21 protein-coding genes are annotated in these 17,641 nt (G+C 67.7%); 9 read left to right on the top strand and 12 right to left on the bottom strand.

Annotation, left to right across the window (positions count from 1 at the left end; all coding sequences use genetic code 11):
- Positions 1-10: 10 nt before the first annotated feature.
- The 3 genes from AWC31_RS04770 to AWC31_RS04760 all read left to right on the top strand — a co-directional run bounded on the left by AWC31_RS04770 (position 11) and on the right by AWC31_RS04760 (position 1,820).
- Positions 11-814, top strand: coding sequence for an acyl-CoA thioesterase (locus tag AWC31_RS04770; RefSeq protein WP_085143171.1), 804 nt, complete (start codon positions 11-13; stop codon positions 812-814).
- Positions 815-890: 76 nt separating this feature from the next.
- Positions 891-1,115 carry a three-helix bundle dimerization domain-containing protein gene (locus AWC31_RS04765; RefSeq protein ID WP_085143169.1) on the top strand — a complete coding sequence of 75 codons (225 nt, stop codon included), beginning with the start codon at positions 891-893 and terminating at the stop codon, positions 1,113-1,115.
- A gap of 42 nt (positions 1,116-1,157) precedes the next feature.
- Positions 1,158-1,820, top strand: coding sequence for a phosphodiesterase (locus AWC31_RS04760; RefSeq protein WP_110774908.1), 663 nt, complete (start codon positions 1,158-1,160; stop codon positions 1,818-1,820).
- 2 nt (positions 1,821-1,822) lie between these two features.
- On the opposite strand, the gene AWC31_RS37325 is transcribed toward AWC31_RS04760, so the two are convergent.
- On the bottom strand, positions 1,823-1,975 hold the full coding sequence (locus tag AWC31_RS37325) for a hypothetical protein (protein WP_165765913.1): 153 nt from the start codon (positions 1,973-1,975) through the stop codon (positions 1,823-1,825).
- Positions 1,976-2,063: 88 nt separating this feature from the next.
- Between AWC31_RS37325 and AWC31_RS04755 the strand changes: the two genes are divergently transcribed.
- A complete protein-coding gene (locus tag AWC31_RS04755; RefSeq protein WP_085143164.1) occupies positions 2,064-2,648 on the top strand; it encodes a hemerythrin domain-containing protein in 585 nt (194 codons plus the stop codon).
- A gap of 55 nt (positions 2,649-2,703) precedes the next feature.
- Here AWC31_RS04755 and AWC31_RS04750 read toward each other — a convergent pair whose 3' ends face one another.
- The 10 genes from AWC31_RS04750 to AWC31_RS04705 form a co-directional block, all read right to left on the bottom strand.
- Positions 2,704-3,597, bottom strand: coding sequence for a manganese catalase family protein (locus tag AWC31_RS04750; protein ID WP_085143162.1), 894 nt, complete (start codon positions 3,595-3,597; stop codon positions 2,704-2,706).
- Between the two features lie 89 nt (positions 3,598-3,686).
- Positions 3,687-4,361, bottom strand: coding sequence for an urease accessory protein UreF (locus tag AWC31_RS04745; protein WP_085143160.1), 675 nt, complete (start codon positions 4,359-4,361; stop codon positions 3,687-3,689).
- Positions 4,354-4,851, bottom strand: coding sequence for an urease accessory protein UreE (locus AWC31_RS04740; protein ID WP_085143158.1), 498 nt, complete (start codon positions 4,849-4,851; stop codon positions 4,354-4,356). The genes AWC31_RS04745 and AWC31_RS04740 overlap by 8 nt, the downstream gene beginning before the upstream one ends.
- 2 nt (positions 4,852-4,853) lie before the next feature.
- Positions 4,854-5,687: an urease accessory protein UreD gene (locus AWC31_RS04735; RefSeq protein ID WP_085143156.1), complete on the bottom strand. Its 834-nt coding sequence runs from the start codon at positions 5,685-5,687 to the stop codon at positions 4,854-4,856.
- Positions 5,684-6,298: an urease accessory protein UreG gene (gene ureG / locus AWC31_RS04730; RefSeq protein WP_085143154.1), complete on the bottom strand. Its 615-nt coding sequence runs from the start codon at positions 6,296-6,298 to the stop codon at positions 5,684-5,686. Before ureG ends, AWC31_RS04735 begins: the two co-directional genes overlap by 4 nt.
- A gap of 8 nt (positions 6,299-6,306) precedes the next feature.
- Complete coding sequence (gene ureC / locus AWC31_RS04725; RefSeq protein WP_085143152.1) at positions 6,307-8,022, bottom strand: urease subunit alpha; 1,716 nt, start codon at positions 8,020-8,022, stop codon at positions 6,307-6,309.
- On the bottom strand, positions 8,022-8,720 hold the full coding sequence (gene ureB / locus AWC31_RS04720; protein ID WP_085143150.1) for an urease subunit beta: 699 nt from the start codon (positions 8,718-8,720) through the stop codon (positions 8,022-8,024). Before ureB ends, ureC begins: the two co-directional genes overlap by 1 nt.
- Positions 8,721-8,732: 12 nt before the next feature.
- Positions 8,733-9,986 (bottom strand): urea ABC transporter substrate-binding protein, encoded by a 1,254-nt coding sequence (gene urtA, locus AWC31_RS04715; protein ID WP_085143148.1) that lies wholly within the window; start codon positions 9,984-9,986, stop codon positions 8,733-8,735.
- Between the two features lie 181 nt (positions 9,987-10,167).
- Entirely contained in the window at positions 10,168-10,632 is a 465-nt protein-coding gene (locus tag AWC31_RS04710) for a GatB/YqeY domain-containing protein (RefSeq protein ID WP_085143146.1), read from the bottom strand.
- A gap of 9 nt (positions 10,633-10,641) precedes the next feature.
- Entirely contained in the window at positions 10,642-11,394 is a 753-nt protein-coding gene (locus AWC31_RS04705) for an SIMPL domain-containing protein (RefSeq protein ID WP_085143144.1), read from the bottom strand.
- 7 nt (positions 11,395-11,401) lie between these two features.
- On the opposite strand from AWC31_RS04705, the gene AWC31_RS04700 reads away from it, so the two are divergent.
- From AWC31_RS04700 to AWC31_RS04680, 5 genes are read left to right on the top strand one after another with little or no spacing between them, the layout of a single operon-like run.
- The gene (locus AWC31_RS04700) at positions 11,402-12,559 is read left to right on the top strand and encodes a DUF7847 domain-containing protein (protein ID WP_085143426.1); all 1,158 of its coding nucleotides are present in this window, start codon (positions 11,402-11,404) and stop codon (positions 12,557-12,559) included.
- A gap of 12 nt (positions 12,560-12,571) precedes the next feature.
- On the top strand, positions 12,572-13,225 hold the full coding sequence (locus tag AWC31_RS04695; RefSeq protein ID WP_085143142.1) for a DUF4129 domain-containing protein: 654 nt from the start codon (positions 12,572-12,574) through the stop codon (positions 13,223-13,225).
- Positions 13,222-14,334 (top strand): DUF4350 domain-containing protein, encoded by a 1,113-nt coding sequence (locus AWC31_RS04690; protein WP_085143140.1) that lies wholly within the window; start codon positions 13,222-13,224, stop codon positions 14,332-14,334. The genes AWC31_RS04695 and AWC31_RS04690 overlap by 4 nt, the downstream gene beginning before the upstream one ends.
- Positions 14,331-15,302 carry an AAA family ATPase gene (locus tag AWC31_RS04685; RefSeq protein ID WP_085143138.1) on the top strand — a complete coding sequence of 324 codons (972 nt, stop codon included), beginning with the start codon at positions 14,331-14,333 and terminating at the stop codon, positions 15,300-15,302. The genes AWC31_RS04690 and AWC31_RS04685 overlap by 4 nt, the downstream gene beginning before the upstream one ends.
- Positions 15,302-16,624: a DUF58 domain-containing protein gene (locus AWC31_RS04680; protein WP_085143136.1), complete on the top strand. Its 1,323-nt coding sequence runs from the start codon at positions 15,302-15,304 to the stop codon at positions 16,622-16,624. The genes AWC31_RS04685 and AWC31_RS04680 overlap by 1 nt, the downstream gene beginning before the upstream one ends.
- Here the strand turns inward: AWC31_RS04680 and AWC31_RS04675 are convergent.
- A complete protein-coding gene (locus AWC31_RS04675; RefSeq protein WP_067850141.1) occupies positions 16,621-17,613 on the bottom strand; it encodes a stage II sporulation protein M in 993 nt (330 codons plus the stop codon). The two genes, AWC31_RS04680 and AWC31_RS04675, sit on opposite strands and share 4 nt — an antisense overlap.
- Between the last annotated feature and the right edge of the window lie 28 nt (positions 17,614-17,641).

The following is a 17,641-nucleotide window of genomic DNA, read 5'->3' as shown; positions in this document are numbered from 1 at the left end:
CGTCACAGCGATGACGGCCTCCACCACGAGCTGGATAAGCAAACTGCTGCGGTTCGACCGCGTCGACGCAGATGGGGACGTCTTCCGAATCCGCGAGCCGCGGCGCGGAGCGGTCGAGCGGTTGTTCGGCGGGCTGATCGCCGCCCAGTCGTTGGCGGCTGCCGGCGCGACGGTCGATGCCGGCAAGCTGCCGCAGTCGCTGCACGCCTACTTCGTCCGCGGTGGCCGCTACGACGCCGAGGTCGAGTTTCGCGTCGAGCGCACGCGCGACGGCCGCGCATTCGCGACGCGCCGCGTCACAGCCGTACAGGACGGCGCCGTCATCCTGGAGATGATCGCGTCCTTCCACCAGCCCGAGCCCGGCGTCGACTGGCAACCCGACCGCACGCCGGCGCTGGAGTTCGACGCCGCGGTGACCAAGAGCAATGTCCTTGACTTCGGCGACCTCTTCGAGCTGCGCACCAGACCCGATGACGATTCGGAGTTCGCGGTTCCGCCGTTCTGGATCAGAACCCGCGAGCCGGTCGAGGACGACCCGCTGGTCTGCGCCTGCACGCTCGCCTACATGTCGGACCTCGGGCCGGTCCCGGCCGCGCTGCCGCCGAACGTTCCGTTGTCCGCCGACCTCGGGTTCGCCGCGAGCCTCGACCATTCGATCTGGTTTCACCGCGCGTTCCGGCCCGACGCGTGGCACCGCTACGAGGTGCGTTCGGTCAATCACAACGATTCCCGCGGGCTTGCGGTCGGCTCGCTCTACGACGGCGCCGGATCCCTGGTGGCGAGCGTCAACCAGGAAGCGCTCTGGCGGATCTAACTTGAGTTGACAACTGTCAAGTTTGTGACGAACGACGCGTTGACGCGCCAAAGGCGCAGCTCAGACAATAAGGACCATGAAGACCCGATCTGAGAGCGAATTGATCGCCGATGTCCAGGATCGCCTGGTGAAACGTTTCAATACATTTCCGGCCGAACGCGTATCTGCCGCGGTCGAGACCGCACACCACCGCTTCGAGGGCAGCGTGATCCGCGACTTCGTGCCGCTGCTCGTCGAACGCCGGGTGACATCCGAACTCGAGAGCCTCAGCACCGCCGCACCGGAACTCGTCAGCGCTTAATCCGCACGTTTGTCGCCGGGTCGCCGCGGGCAACCCGTGGCAGTGAAGCTTTCCGATGCCGTCACCCTGCCGGTCCAGGTCGGCGCCTCGATGCGGCACCGCCGGTTCTTCCACCCGACCGGGGTGCTCGCGCAGGGCACCATCGAGCGGACCGCGCCGGACGGTCACGGCTTACCGATCCGATCATGCGAAATCGTCGGGCGGATTTCGAAAGGAATCGGCCTGCCCGGTTCCCTGCCCGACATCGTCGGGCTGGCCTGGCGAATGCCGCCCCAATTGTCGGGGACGCCCTGGGACATCCTGCTCGCGTCCACGTTCGCCGGTCAACGAATCTTGTTGTGCCCGGCGACTTCCTGGCGCAACGTCACGCTGTCGAGTCTGATGCCGCTCAAGTACGAGGACACCCACTGGTGGCTGCGGGCTCGGCTGACGACGCGCTTCGACGGCGGCGGCTTGGCGATGGCCAGCGTCGACGATCAACTCGGCCGGACCGGCCTGGAGTTCGATCTCGAACAAGCCCCGGGCACCGAGGGCTTTCGCCCACTGGCCCGTATCACGCTGCACAAGAAGGTTCCCCATGGCCGAGACGTGCCCTTCGATCCCGCGTTGCACATCGTTCCCGGCGTGAGCCTGACGCCCCACTGGCTGGCTGAGTTCCGCCGCGCCGCATACGAACGGAGCCGAACCGGCCGCGGGGCCGAGTGACCTCAGTCCGGCGGCTCCTGCGCGGTGCCCTCGCCGGTATCCACGTCGGGGGTGTCCTCCGGCACCTCTTTTCCCGCCGGATGTTGGCCGGCCTTATCGGCCTTCTCGGGCTTGTCGGCATGTTCCTCGTCGTAGATCCCGTCACCACGTGGCATGGCACTCGAAGTACCCGGCACCGAGCGGTTTCAACCCAACGGCCGGGGGTATGCGCACCCAACTGTTTTCCGCAGAAGGGCTTTGGACATGGATGCATTGACGTTTCTCCGTCAGGACCACAAAAGCGTGCTCGGCATGTTGGAGGTACTCGACGGCGCACCGACCGGATCGGGCGCCGAACAGAGCGGCTTGGCCACGATGGTGACCAACCTCGTCATCGCCGAATCACAGCATGAGGCAATCGAACAGCAGATCTTCTGGCCGGCGGTCCGTGACGCGCTCGACGACGGCGACGAACTCGCCGACGAGGCGATCGAACAGGAGCAGGTCGGCAAGGAACTGCTTCAGAAGCTGGAGGACGGCCGGCCGGGTGAGACCGAGTACCACGACGCACTAAGAGAATTCGTGAAGGTGGGCCGCGAACACATCGCCTACGAGGAGGATGTCGTGTGGCCCAAGTTCGAGGCGGTCGTCAGCCGCGAGGAGCTCGAGAAACTCGGCACCAAGCTCGAGCAGGCCAAGAAGATCGCCCCGACCCGCCCACACCCCGACACCCCGGCGAACCCGGCTGTCCAGAAGACGATGGGTGCCGCGGCCGCGATCGTCGACCATGTCCGTGACGCGGCAACCGGCCGGGAGAAGGACAATCCGCCCGATCCGCAGATCCACTGACCGACGGACAGACCAGCGGCCGACGCCCTCCCCGGCGTCGGCCGCTGGCGTTCAATCAGGAAGTGGCGGTGTGCTGTTCATGGGTGAACGGCTTCTCGCTGTCCACCGCCGGGCCGCCCTCGGGGTTCTTCTTCGCACCCTGATTCTGGCGCAGCCGGCCACCGAGCCATTCTTCCTCCGGCTTGTTGACGTACTTCCACTTCATGCCCTCGGGCCACGGGCCCTGCCCCTGATTCCACGGCCCGCGCGCGTCACCGGCGCCGTTGGACATGTTGAACGCCACGTTCTGGAACCGGTCATCGCCCGGCAGCTGCCCGGGCGGGAAGTTGACCGGCAGCTCGTTGAGGGCCGCGGTGAACTGCTGGTAGTGCGCGACCTCGCGGGTCATCAGGAACGTGAGCGTGTCCTGCACACCCGGATCGTCGGTGAACTGCTTGAGGTATTCGTAGACCACCTTGGCGCGCGACTCCGCGGCGAGGTTGCTGCGCAGATCGACCGACGGGTCGCCGTTGGCGTTGACGTACGAGCCCTGCCATGGCACGCCCTGGGAGTTGCTCACGTCCGGGCCCCCGCCGGTCAGGACGAAGTACAGCGGATTGACCGCGACGCTGTGCATGATCTGGTCGCGACCGTCGGCGCTGCCGACCGCGGGCATCCAATCACATCGTTCGTTGGCCATCTTCAGATCGTCGTTGAGCCCATCGAGCAGCATCGTGATCATCGAGCCGACCATCTCCAGGTGCGACAGCTCCTCGGTCGCGATATCCATGAACAGGTCATACATCTTCGGGTTCTTCTCCCGAAGCACGAATGCCTGCGTGAAGTACTGCATGGCGGCCTTCAACTCCCCGTTCGCACCGCCGAACTGCTCCTGCAGCAACGTCGCGAATCGCGGGTCGGGCTCGGTCACGCGGACCTCGAATTGCAAGTCTTTGTTGTGGATGAACATCCGGGGTACCTCCAGGGCTGTCTTGGGACTGCAGATCGGGGGCGGGTACCCGGCGCCACCGGTCTCAAACAGCTGGGAGAAGGCGATTTTCAGGTCGTGAACATGCGGCCCGACGCGGTCTCGTGACGCATCGCCCAGATCTCGAGCTCCGGGGTGGTCGAGTGCATGTCGTCCAGCGGCGTGGCCAATGCCAACCTGGCCATCTCCACCATTTGCCGGCGGGCGTCGAGCAATGCACGCTGCGCCCGGATCGGCCCGAGCCGGCCCAACCGAACCGCGGCACTCAGCACCCCGGCATAGCCGGACCTGATCGAGCCCAGCGCCGCGTCGAGTCGACCGATGCCGAGCTCGCGCTGCACCACGGCCTCCACCACGGCCAGGTTGCCGTCGGTGCGACCGCCCGTCACCGCTCCCAGGAACGGCGCGCGCACGCCGACCTGCTGTGCGACCAACGCCAGCTGCCTGCCGCAGCCGTGTGACGCCGCGCGGGCGTTGGCGGTGAGTTTGTAGGACGTGGTCAACGCATCCAGCGCCGTCAGCGCGGACAGCTCCTCGACCCCCCAGGCATGTGCGACCACGACGGCGTCGAGTGTCGCCACGCTGTGTCGCACGAAAGACTCCGCCAGCCGGCAGATCTCGCCGTCGCTCGCCGCGGGATGCGCCTGCAGCCACGATTCGACTCCGTAGCTGTGCACGAAGCGCCCGGCGGGAAACGCGTTGTCGTGCAGTTGCAGCCAGGCCAGCGCGGCGGCCGGATCACTCATGGTGATGATGGTGATGGTGATCGGCCGAGGTGGTGGTCCAGCCGCCCGCGGCCAGTTCGACCGCTCTCACCTCGCCTACCAGCCGCAGCCGCTGCAGTGTCTGCAAGGCGGTTTGGGCACCGGTGAACAGCGGTGTCCGTAGCTGTTTGTCCGAAACCTCCAGCGGTGCGTGCTGATTGCCCAACCAGTAACCCAGCAGCAGTGCGCCTCGCACACCGTCGACTCCGGCGTTGTCGGCGAAGTCCAGCACGATCGCGTCCTCCGCCGGGCGCCGCACCACACCGATCTCCTCGCCGTCATCCCACAACACCGCGCCGTCGTACAGGAAACTTCGTCGCGCCAAACGGATTTCGACGTCCCGGCCGTCAGCGGCGGTGACCATCTGGCGGTGCTTGCGGGCATCGCCCCAACCGATGTCCACCGGGCAGATCCGCCGCCCGGCCAGGGCCGGATCGGTCACGTCGCCCAGGATCGTCTCCACCGTTGTCATCGTCACATCCTCACCATCGGTTCACTGATCCGCGCCAGCGCGCACTTCGCGGCGGTGCGCAGCGCCTGTTCGGCCGCGGCGAGCACGGGCGCACGGTGCGCCAGCACCCGCACCGTGGCTCCCGCATCACCCGGCAATGCGCTGACCCCACACAGCACGTCGACTGTGACGGCCGTGCGCAGTGTCCGGATCAGCCCGGCCACCTCGCCACCCGGCGCGACGACGGTCATGACCGCGAAATAGTCGTATCCGCCGAGCATTCCGGCACCGGTGACGTCCGTTGTGGTCGGGCACAGCAACGTCCGCTCGCGCGCCACCACGGCATCGTCGCAGCGGACCGTCGTGCGCAGATCGTAGCGGTGGTAGCGGAACCGCTCACCGTGGCCGATCCGGCCCGCGGCCACCGACTCCCAGCCGATGAACACCCCGCCGGTCTCGACCGACACCGCGGTCTGCTGCCGATACCGCGACGATGCCTGCGGGATGACGGTTTTCGGGACATACTCGACGACCGCTCCGTCGCCGACATGGAAGTCGAAATCGGCGCGAGCCACGTCGTCGGCGCTGCCGGCGTGCGGTGCGAAGACCTGCGTCGCCGACTGCGAGGTCAGATACAGCCGCGTGCCCGGGCCGGCGCTCACCCGCGTGCTGAGCCGATCTCCCGGGAACACACCCGCGCTGGGGTTCTGCACACACAGGTAGGCGCGGCCCGGATCGTCAGGATCGAGGTACATGGGGGCGGTGACGCGCTGCGGAAACTGCTGCACGAGCCGCGCCACCCGGGTGCGCCCCGCCGGGTCGCCGATCAGATCGACGTGCAGCGCCCCGGCCGTCATACCCGCTGCGGTTCCAGCATCGCTCCCCGGCAGACCGTGGTGAACACGTCGTCCAGCCCGGTCCCGCTGCGCAGGTCGGTGAACACCGTGGGCTTGGTCGGCCGCGCAACCGCGCAGTCGGCCCGCATCCGGTCCAGATCCGCACCCACCATGGGCGCCAGATCAATCTTGTTGACCACCAACAGATCTGCCTGCAACAGCCCGATGCCTTTCTTGCGCGGGATGTCGTCGCCGGCGGCGGTGTCGATGACGAAGATCCAGTAGTCCACCAGGTCCGACGTGAAGGTCGCGGCGAGGTTGTCGCCGCCGGATTCGATGAGCACGACGTCCAACCCGGGATATTCGCGTTCGAGCTCGAACACCGCGGCGAGGTTCGCCGACGGGTCCTCCCGGATGGCGGTGTGCGGGCACGCGCCGGTCTCGACCGCCAGCACGCGGGCCGGATCGATCACGCCGCTGCGCCGCACCCGCTGGGCGTCCTCATCGGTCACGAGGTCGTTGGTGATGACGGCGACGTCGATCCCGTTGCCGGACAAGATCGGAACGAGTCGCTCGACCAGCCGGGTCTTACCGGATCCGACGGGTCCGCCGATACCGATCCGCACGCTCATGGGGCCTCCTACTTGATCGTGTACCGACGGCCGAGCGGCACTCGCGCCATCGGCGTGGACGTGCACAGTTCGCCGTCGACCTCGACGCGGTAGGTGTCGGGGTCGATCGTGATGTGCGGCAGGTAATCGTTGTGCAGCAGATCGGCTTTCGTGAGCGCCCGCGCGCCGCGGCAGGCCCGTAGTGGTGTCGCGAGGCCGAGCCGGCCACCGAGGTCGGCATCGATCGCGGCCTGCGCCACGAAGTTCACCGACACGTCGGCGGGCGCTCGTCCGAAGGCCGTCCACTGGGGCCGGTACCGCAGCGGTTCGCAGGTCATGAGCGACGCATTGGCTTCCCCCATCACCGACCACGCCGGGAAGCCGCCCTTGAACACCACCTCGGGATGGATGCCGAAGAACTTGGGTTCCCACAGCACGATGTCGGCCAGCTTGCCCGGCTCCAGGGAACCCACCACGTGGTCGATGCCGAACAGCCGTGCGGGGTTGATCGTCAGTTTCGCGACGTAGCGCAGGATCCGCGCGTTGTCGGCCCCGGTGCCTTCGTCGGCAGGCAGCGCACCCCTGGTGGCGCGCATGTGCGACGCGAGTTGCCATGTGCGCGCGACGGTCTCGCCGATGCGGCCCATGCCCTGTGAATCCGAACCCATGGCCGAGATCGCGCCGAGATCGTGCAGGACGTCCTCGGCGGCGATGGTCTCGCGCCGGATGCGGGATTCCGCGAACGCGACATCCTCGGGTATCCGCGGATTGAGGTGATGGCACACCATCACCATGTCGAGATGTTCGTCGAAGGTGTTGAGGGTGTAGGGATTCGTCGGGTTGGTCGACGAGGGCAGACAATGTGGCTCACCCACCACCCGCATGACGTCCGGCGCATGGCCGCCACCCGCGCCTTCGGCGTGATAGGTGTGGATCGCGCGGCCCGCGATCGCCCGCATGGTGTCCTCGTAGAACCCGGCCTCGTTCAGTGTGTCGGTGTGGATCTGGACCTGCAGGTCCAGCTCGTCACCGGCGTCCAGCGACGCCCGGATGGCGGCCGGGGTGGCGCCCCAGTCCTCGTGGATCTTGTACCCGATGGCGCCCGCCAGCCCTTGTTCCACGATCGGGGCCGGGTCGGCCGCGCTGCCGTTGCCGAGAAACCCGAAGTTCATCGGGAAGCCGTCGGCCGACCGCAGCATGCGGGCCAGGTTCGTCGGCCCGGACGACGTGATGCCGACCGTGACCGGACCGAGGCCACCGCCGATCATCGTGGTGATGCCTGCCGAGATCGCTTCTTCCACCAGACCGGCACTGTCGAAGTGGACGTGCACGTCGATGGCGCCCGGGGTGGCGATCATGCCTTCCCCGGAGCGCACGTCTGTGCCCGCGCCGATCACCATTCCAGGGTCGACACCGTCCATGGTCAGCGGGTTGCCCGCCTTGCCGACCCCCGCGATGACGCCGTCCTTGATTCCGATGTCGGCCTTGCGGATTCCCAACACCGGGTCGATCACGAGCGCGTTGGTGATGACGAAATCCAGTGCGCCGTCGGCATTGGTGATCGCGTTGTGCACTGCCATGCCCTCGCGCATGGTCTTGCCGCCGCCGAACACGGCCTCGTCGCCGTACACGGTGTGATCGTGTTCGACCATGGCCAGCAGCTCGGTGTCGGCCAGCCGCACCCGGTCACCGACGGTCGGTCCGAACAGCTCGGCGTAGTGCTTGCGCGATATCCGGATCGCCATTACGCGTCCTCTCCACTGTCGGCGAACCCGTTGGCGCGCAACCTGGTCAGCGCTTCGTCGGGACGGCGCATCAGCCCGGTCGCCATGTCGTTGAGGCCCGAGAGCTCGCGGGCTCCGCCGAACTGCGTCAATGTCACCACGCGTTCCTCGCCCGGCTCGAACCGCACCGCGGTGCCCGACGCGATGTCGAGGTGCATACCGAACGCACGGGCTCGGTCGAACCGCAGCGCGCGGTTCACCTCGAAGAAATGGAAGTGCGATCCCACCTGTACCGGCCGGTCTCCGATGTTGACCACCGACACCTCGGTCACGTCGCGACCGGTGTTGAGTTCGATGTCCCCGTGGGCGACGATCACCTCGCCGGGTTCCGGTTCTGCCGGAAGGGCTTGTGTCCCTGGGCGGATCGGGTCGTGGATGGTGACGAGCTTCTGCCCGTCCTCGAAGAATCCCTCGACCTGCACGGTGCCGACGAGCGCGGCGACCCCGGGCAGGATGTCGTCGTCGGTCAGGACGGCTGCCCCGATCGCGGCGGCCTCGGACACGCTCGCCCCGGCCCTGGCGGCTTCCATGACCTCGTCGGCGATCACCGCGCGCGCCTCGGCGTAGGTGAGCCGCAAGCCTTTCGCGCGGCGCTTGCGCGCCAGTTCGGCCGCCAGGAACAGCAGGAGCCGGTCCTCTTCCTTGGGTGTCAGATGCATGGCCCGCCCTTCCTACTTGGGCGCGATGTCAGTGGCCCACGGGTAGGTCTTGAGGTAGGGGTCGGGATCGATCGGCGTCTCGGAATCCCACACCTGATAGATGAGGCCGTCGGGCCGGATCTCGCCGATCCGGGCCGTCTTGGTGATGTGGTGCGTATCGCCGTCGACGGTCACGGCGCCCTCCGGGCCGTCGAAAGTCGTGCCGTCCGCCGCACTTTGGACGGCGGGCACGTCGAATGCGCCGGCCTTCTCCACCATGGCCTTCCACAGGTACACGCCGGTGTAGGCCGATTCCATCGGGTCCGAGGTCACCCGGTCTGCGCCGTAAGCCGTCTTGAACGCCGATACGAATTTCTGGTTGGCGGGCGTGTCAAGGGTCTGGTAGTAGTTCCAGGCCGCGAGGTGGCCCGCGACGTTCTGCACACCGATGGCCTTGACCTCCTCCTCGCCAACACACATCGACATCACCGGCATGTCCTTGGCGGTCAGGCCGGCGTTCGTGAACTCCCGGAAGAACGCCACCAGGGAATCGCCGACGACGACGTTGAACACCGCGTCCGCATCGGCGGTGCGGATCTTGTTGACGATCGTGGAGAAGTCCGTCGACCCGAGCGGGGTGTAGTCTTCGCCCTTGATCTCAATACCATTGGCCTCGGCGTATTTTCGCACGATCGCATTGGAGGTCCTTGGGAACACATAGTCGCTGCCGACCAGGTAGAGGGACTTGACGCCCTGCTCTTTGAGATAGTCCAGCGACGGGATGATCTGCTGGTTGGTGGTGGCGCCCGAGTAGAAGATGTTGCGGGAATCCTCGAGCCCCTCGTACTGCTGACCGTAGAACAGCAACGCGTTGTTGTCCTCGAACACGGGCAGCATCGCCTTACGGCTTGCCGAGGTGTAGCCGCCGAACACCGCTGCGACGCAGTCGCTGTTGATGAGTTTGGTCGCCTTCTCCGCGAACACCGTCGGCTCCGATGCGCCGTCCTCAGCGACGAGTTGAAGCTGCTTGCCCGAGACCCCGCCCGAGGCGTTGATCTCGTCGACCGCCAGCTTGATCGCGTCGCGGATGACGGTTTCGTTGATCGCGGTCGGCCCCGACAGCGAGTTGATCGCCCCGATCTTCACGGTGTCACCCGAGGTGTCGACGCACGAACTCGCTGCGGGCGTGGCGGTTTCGTCGCCGACGCGCGATCCGCAGCTCGTCAGCGCGAGCGCGGTGGTCAGCGCGAGAACGCAGGCGGGCAGGACAGGTATGCGGCGACTCATCGGTTGCCTCTCGTGAATCAAAGTGTATTGACAGTAGACATCGGTAGGCCAAATGTAGTTAGTGCCGCTGTGTTGTCAAATCGAAGCAGATACGCCCAGGTGGGCGAAAAATGTTGCGGTCTACTGTGATTGGGATGTCACGTCGCCGTAACGCCGATGACACACGGAAGGTGCGGGACGGTCAGAGCCGCGCCTTGACCGCCGCCGACAACCTCGCACCGTCGGCCTTGCCCGCGGCGATCGTCGTCGCGGCCTTCATCACCTGGCCCATCTGACGCATGCTCGGGCGTTCCCCGAGCTGTTCGGCAACCTGAGCGATCGCGGTGTCGGCGACATCGGCCAACTCGGCCTCGGTCAGTGGAGTGGGCAGGTACTCGTCGATGACGCGCGCCTCGGCGTGCTCGTTGGCGGCCAACTCGCCGCGGCCGTTCTGCGTGTAGATCTCGGCCGACTCTCCGCGCTTCTTGGATTCCCGGGCCAGCACCGCGATCACCTCGGGATCGGACAGTTCACGGGCCTGTTTGCCGGACACCTCTTCGGTCTGGATCGCGGCAAGCAGCATCCGTAACGTGGCGGTGCGCAGCTTGTCCTGCGATTTCATCGCACTGGTCAGATCCGCGCGCAGCCTGTCCTTGAGTTCGGCCATACGGCCAACCTACGCCGACGCGGCCTCCGCGCCGGCGTGAAATCGCGCATCCACCGACACCGAGACCTCGATGTCGGCGGGCGCCAGTTCCACTTCCGGGGCCGCCTTGGCGGCCATGGCTCGCATCGCGACGGGGGCGGACCCATTGACCGGCGCGCTGCCCAGCATCCCGGCGTCGGCGATCGCGACGGGTCGCACCGGCCCGAGCCCAAGGGCATCGGCGTAGCGCTGGGCCCGCACGACCGCGTCCTGTACCGCTCGCGTGTGCACCTGACTCACGAGCTCGTCGCGGTGCCGGGTGGTCAACGCCCACTCGATGTGCGACAGCTGGAACCCGCCGGTGTTGGTGATGTGCCCGCCCAGCCAGCGCGACAATTCGGTGAAATCGCTGAACTTCACCTCGACTCCGACGCTCGCGTGGTGCACCAGCGGCAGTTGTTTGCCCTCGTTGTTCCACGGCCGGTGCGCCCACGTCCGCAGCTGCTGCGTGGACCACCACGTGACCGGGCCGCCGTCGGGGTCGTGCAGCGGCTCGATCGAAGACTTCACGACATCCAGGTCGCGCACCACGCGCTCGTAGACCGATTCGATGGCCGGGCCCTCGTAGGCGACGCTCGCGTGCACGGTCCCGCGTTCGGGCGGTTCGAATGCGGAGAATGACCCGCGCACGATGATCTCGGTCGGCATACATATCACGGTATCCAAAGTGGATTCCACGGCGGTCGGGACAAACCCGGGCACGTTGTCAATTTGCTCGGTCATGGACAGGATGGTGGGCATGAGCAACCCCTCCCCATGGGCTGCCGGCGGTCCCCTGCCCTATCCCCCGCCGCCACCGAGCCCCAGTTATCCGGGGTATGCCCCAGCGGGATATCCGCCGCCGCAGGCGTATGGCGCGCCGCCGCCCGGCTACTACCCGCCGCCCGGCTATTACCCGCCGCCGGGATATCGGGCGCACCCGGCCGCGCTCAAACCCGGTGTCATCCCACTGCGGCCGCTGAGCCTGTCCGACATCTACAACGGCGCGGTCGCCTACATCCGCACGAACCCGAAGGCGACACTCGGGCTCACCACCATCGTCGTGGTGGTCGCGCAACTGATCGCCCTTCTGCTGCAGATCGGGCCGTTGACCGCGATGGGCGGGTTCGAATCGGATGCGCCGGGCGAAGTGCCGTCGACGGGCGCGATCGCGTTGTTCTCGGGGGCGACGATCGTGGGCTTTCTCGTCACTCAGCTCGCCTCGGTCCTGCTGACCGGCATGCTCACCGTCGTCATCGGCCGATCGGTGTTCGGCGGGTCCATCACCATCGGCGAAGCCTGGCAACGGTTACGGGGCCGGTTCCTGGCGTTGCTCGGTCTCACCGCCCTGCAGGGGTTCGTGGTTGTCATGGTCGCGGTTCTCATCGTGGTGGCGGTGGTCGCGGCCGACGCGGTGGGCGGTGGGCTCGCGGCGTTCGTCGTCGGAGCTCCGCTCATGGTGGCGGCGTTGCTCGGATTCCTGTACGCAGTGACGGTGCTGTTGTTCGCACCCGCATTGATCGTGCTGGAGCGGTTGGGCGTTTTCGCCGCGATCGCGCGGTCTTTCACGTTGGTGAAAAAGGACTTCTGGCGCGTGCTTGGCATCTGGCTGCTGGCCGCGATCGTCGCCAGCGTGGTCGCAACGGCCGTCGGCGTCCCGTTCAGCCTCGTCGGACAGCTGCTGTCATTGGAGCCTGAACGTGTCAGCATGTTCGTGGGCGGGCTCATCCTGGTCGCGATCGGCGGCATGATCGGACAGATCATCACCGCGCCGTTCGGCGCCGGCGTGGACGTGCTGCTCTACACCGATCGGCGCATCCGCGCCGAGGCCTTCGATCTGGTGCTGCAGACCGGCGCCGCGGGGCCTGCCGAATCCACCGATCAGCTGTGGCTGACCCGGCGGTTCTGAGGTGATCTCTGAGTGACGGGTCTGGACATCGACCGGGATGCTGCGCACGACGCTGCGCAGAACGAACTGAACAAGCCGATCTATCCGCGCGCGTCGCCGACCGAGCAGTTCATGGACTGGATCAACGAACTGCTGTATCGGCTGGCCTTCGAGGGCTCGTCGGTGCCGGGTGGCTGGTTCACGATCTCGGTACTCGCGATCCTGGTGATCGTGGCCATCTGGGTCGCCGTGCGGATCGCCCGACGCACCATGCGCACCAATCGAAGCGATCAATATTCCTTGTTCGGCAACCGCGAGCTGAGTGCTGCCGAGCACCGTGCCACCGCCGAACAGTACGCAGCACAAGGGAATTGGGCTGCCGCCATCCGGCACCGGCTGCGGGCCGTGGCGCGCCATCTTGAGGAAACCGGGGTGCTCAACCCGGTGCCGGGCCGCACGGCAACCGAACTCGCGAGCGACGCGGCCGCCGCGCTCCCGGCCCTCACCGACCAACTGTCGAGCGCGGCAACCACATTCAACGACGTCACATACGGTGAACAGCCCGGCACCGAATCCGCGTACCGGATGATCGCCGAACTCGACGGCAGGCTGCGCGAGCGCGCGCCGGGACCGGTCGGTGCGTCGGCAACGCCGGCCACCACCGACGGCTGGGCGCAGATCCGATGAGACAACGCATGCGCACGGCGCGCTGGGTCATACTCGGCCTCGTCGCGATCGTCGTGGTCGCCGGGGTGGGCACCTATCTGACCGCGCCGAGACCGGGCGGACGGATGGACGCCGAGTCGACGTCGCCCGACGGCGCCCGCGCGCTGGTCACCCTGCTCCGCGATCACGATGTCGAGGTGATCACCGCGGCGACGGCCGAGGACGCCCACCGCGCCGCGCAACCAGGAAGCCTCGTGGTCGCCGCGCAGACGCTGTTTTTGTCCAGCGACGAGCAACTGGCTCAGCTCGCCGACGCTCCCGGCGACCTGCTGCTGATCGAACCCGTGACCAAGACCAGGGAGGCACTTGCCCCGCACCTGAAGGCCGGGGAGGCGAGCGCGTTCGGTGGCGGTGAACCGGATTGCGAACTGGCCGAGGCCAACCGGGCGGGTGAGGCCCAGTTCGGCCTCACCGACACCTTCGAGGCGGCCGGTGACGTACCGGTGACGCGCTGCTACGGCGGAGCGGTGGCCCGCTATCACGATGAGGGCCGCACGGTCACGGTCGTCGGGACCGCCGACTTCATGTCCAACTCCGGCCTGCTCAAGCAGGGCAACGCCGCACTCGCGATGAACCTGGCGGGCACTGCGCCCCGGGTGATCTGGTACGCGCCGCAACGGTTCGAAGGCGAGACATCCGCTAGCGCAACACTGTCCGATCTCATGCCCGACCAGGTCAGGTGGATCGTCTACCAGCTGGTGCTCGTGGTCGCCCTGCTGGCGGTGTGGCAGGTGCGGCGTATCGGGCCGCTGGTCGCCGAATCGCTTCCGGTGGTGGTGCGCGCCTCCGAGACCGTGGAGGGGCGCGGCAGGCTGTACCGGTCGCACCGGGCCCGCGACCGCGCGGCCGACGCCTTGCGCACCGCGACGCTGCAACGCCTGCTCCCGCGCCTGGGCCTGACCGCGGCCGCCGAGCCGCCCGCGGTCGTGGCCGCGGTCGCCGCCCGCTGCGGCGGGGACAACGGTTCGTTGGGTCATCTGTTGTTCGGCCCGCCCCCCACCACAGACTCCGAACTCGTCCATCTCGCCCATCAACTCGACGACATCGAAAGGCAGGTCGCCCAGTCGTGACTCAGCCAGCGTCCACCATCGATCCCGATACCGCACGAAACGCGTTGTTGGCCTTGCGCAATGAAATCGCGAAGGCCGTGGTCGGCCAGGACGCGGTGGTCAGCGGCCTGGTGATCGCCCTGTTGTGCCGCGGGCACGTATTGCTGGAAGGCGTGCCGGGCGTCGCGAAAACACTGCTGGTGCGCACCCTTTCCGCGGCGCTGCAGCTGGAGTTCAAACGCGTGCAGTTCACGCCCGATCTCATGCCAGGCGATGTCACCGGCTCGCTCGTCTACGACGCGCGCACCGCCGAGTTCGAGTTCCGCGCCGGCCCCGTGTTCACCAACCTAATGCTCGCCGACGAGATCAACCGCACGCCCCCGAAAACCCAAACCGCGCTTCTGGAGGCGATGGAAGAGCGTCAGGTCAGCGTGGACGGTGAGCCGCGCCCGCTGCCCGACCCGTTCATCGTCGCGGCCACCCAGAACCCGATCGAGTATGAAGGCACCTATCAGCTGCCCGAAGCCCAGCTCGACCGCTTCCTGCTCAAGCTCAACGTCCCGCTGCCGCCGCGGGATCAGGAGATCGCGATTCTCGGCCGCCACGCGCACGGCTTCGATCCGCGCGACCTGTCCGCCGTGCAACCGGTGGCGGGCGCGGCCGAGCTGGCCGCGGGCCGCGAAGCCGTCCGTCAGGTGCTGGTCGCCGACGAGGTGCTCGGCTACATCGTCGACATCGTGGGTGCCACACGGTATTCCCCGTCGCTGCAGCTCGGGGTGTCCCCGCGCGGCGCGACCGCGCTGCTGGCCACCGCCCGGTCGTGGGCCTGGTTGTCCGGCCGCAACTACGTGACCCCCGACGACGTCAAGGCCATGGCCCGGTCCACGCTGCGGCACCGGGTGGCGCTGCGGCCGGAGGCTGAGCTCGAAGGCGCCACGCCCGACGGTGTGCTCGACGGCATCCTGGCGGCTGTGCCGGTACCGCGCTGATGGTTCTCACCGGCCGTGCCGGCCTGGTCGCGCTGATCTGCGTGCTGCCGATCGCGTTGGCGCCTTGGCCGGCAATCGCTTTCACCGTGCTGCTGGGCTTGTTGGTGGCCGCCGTCATGGTCGATGTCGTGCTGGCGGGCAGCCCGGGAGCGCTGCGGCTTGAGCGCAGCGGCGAGCGCGCGGCCCGGCTGGGGCAGACGGTCGAGGCGGTGCTCACCGTGCACAATGCGGGTCGCCGTCGCGTGCGCGGCCGGATCAGGGACGCCTGGGCGCCCAGCGCCGTCGCCGAACCGCGCACCCAGCCGGTGAATGTCGCTGCGGGTCAGCAGGTTCGGATCGTCACGCGGCTGCGCCCGGTACGCCGGGGCGATCAGCGCTCGGACGTGGTCGCCGTCCGGTCGGTCGGTCCGCTGGGACTGGCCGGGCGGCAGCGGGTCCACCGCATCGCCGGTGAGGTGCGCATCCTCCCGCCGTTCCTGTCGCGCAAACATCTGCCGTCCCGGTTGGCACGCCTGCGCGAGCTGGACGGCTCGATTCCGGTGCTCATCCGCGGTCAGGGCACCGAATTCGACTCGTTGCGTGAGTATGTCGTCGGCGACGATGTGCGCTCGATCGACTGGCGGGCGACCGCGCGGCGCGCCGACGTCGTCGTGCGGACCTGGCGGCCGGAACGGGATCGTCGCGTCGTGATCGTGCTCGACACGAGCCGGACGTCGGCGGGCCGGGTCGGGGTCGATCCGACCTCCCGGGACCCGGGTGGCTGGCCCCGGCTCGACTGGTCGATGGACGCCGCACTGTTGTTGGCGGCGTTGGCCTCCCGCGCCGGCGATCACGTCGACTTCCTGGCGATCGACCGGGTGACCCGCGCCGGGGTGTTCAACGCGTCGCGCACCGAGCTGCTCGCGCAACTGGTCGGGGCCATGGCGCCGTTGCAACCGGCACTGGTCGAATCCGATGCGACAGCTCTGGTCTCGGCGGTCACCCGCCGGGTGCGGGGCCGCGCGCTCGTGGTGCTGCTGACCGATCTCAACGCCTCAGCCCTCGACGAGGGCCTCATGAAGGTGCTGCCCCAGCTGTCCACGCGTCATCAGGTGCTGCTCGCGGCGGTGTCCGATCCGCGCGTCGACCAGCTTGCCGCAGGCCGGTCCGACGCCGCACAGGTCTATGACGCCGCCGCGGCCGAGCGGTCCCGCAACGATCGTCGCGCAATCGCATCGCGGCTGCGCCGCCACGGGGTCGACGTCGTCGACGCTCCTCCGGGGGATCTCGCGCCGGCGCTGGCAGATCACTATCTGGCCATGAAGGCCGCGGGCAAGCTCTAACCCGTGGGCACCACGTCCGGCGCGTCTTCGACGTCTCCGGTCTCGCCGGCCCGAACCGCCTTGCGGCCGAAGTAGATGACATAGGCCAGGAACGCGACCTCGACGGCGACGCCGATCGCGATCCGCACGAACGTCGGTAACGGCGACGGCGTGACGAACGCCTCCACAAGACCCGAGATCAGCAACACGACCACCAGGCCGATCGCGACCGACACCACGGCCCGGCCCCGCTCGGCGAGCACCTGACCGCGGGGCCGGTCCCCGGGTGAGATCACCGACCAGCCCAGCCGCATGCCCACCGCGCCGGCCAGGAACACCGCCGTCAGCTCCAGCAGCCCGTGCGGCGTGATCAAACCGAGGAACAGATCGCCCTGACCGGCATGGAACATCAGGCCCGCGATCAGGCCGAGGTTCGCCGCGTTCTGGTACAGCACGTACGGGATCGGCAGGCCGAGCAGGATCGCGTACACGATGCACTGGGCGGCGACCCAGGCGTTGTTGACCCACACCTGCAGCGCGAACGATCCGGCCGGGTGCTCGCTGTAGTACGAGGCGAAGTCATGGTTGACCAATTCCTCGATCTCGCTTGGGGTTCCGATGGCCGAGTGCACCTCGGGGTTGCCCGACACCCACAGCGCCAGCGCGACGGTCACGATGAAGAACCCGATGGCGGTACCCAGCCACCACCGCCACGCCTGGTAGGCCACCACGGGGAACGACACCGTCCAGAAGCGGACGAACTCACGCCAGAGCGGCGCGTGTGCGCCCGTCACCGCGGCGCGTGCCCGGGCCACGAGCCCCGAGAGCCGGCCGACGACGACGGAATCCCCCGAAGCCGACCGCACCATCGAAAGATGCGTGGACACCCGCTGATAGAGGTCGACCAACTCGTCCACCTCGGCGCCGGTCAACCGGCGCCGTCGTTTCACCAGCTGGTCCAACCGATCCCAGGTGGCTCGATGGGCCAGAACGAACGCATCGACATCCACCCGGCAAATCGTAGTCGGTAGCGTGTGA

This window comes from Mycolicibacterium wolinskyi, assembly GCF_002101965.1.
GTDB classification, from domain to species: domain Bacteria; phylum Actinomycetota; class Actinomycetes; order Mycobacteriales; family Mycobacteriaceae; genus Mycobacterium; species Mycobacterium wolinskyi.
The sequence above is the reverse complement of the archived record's forward strand: the minus strand, read 5'-3'. Positions and strand labels throughout refer to the sequence as shown.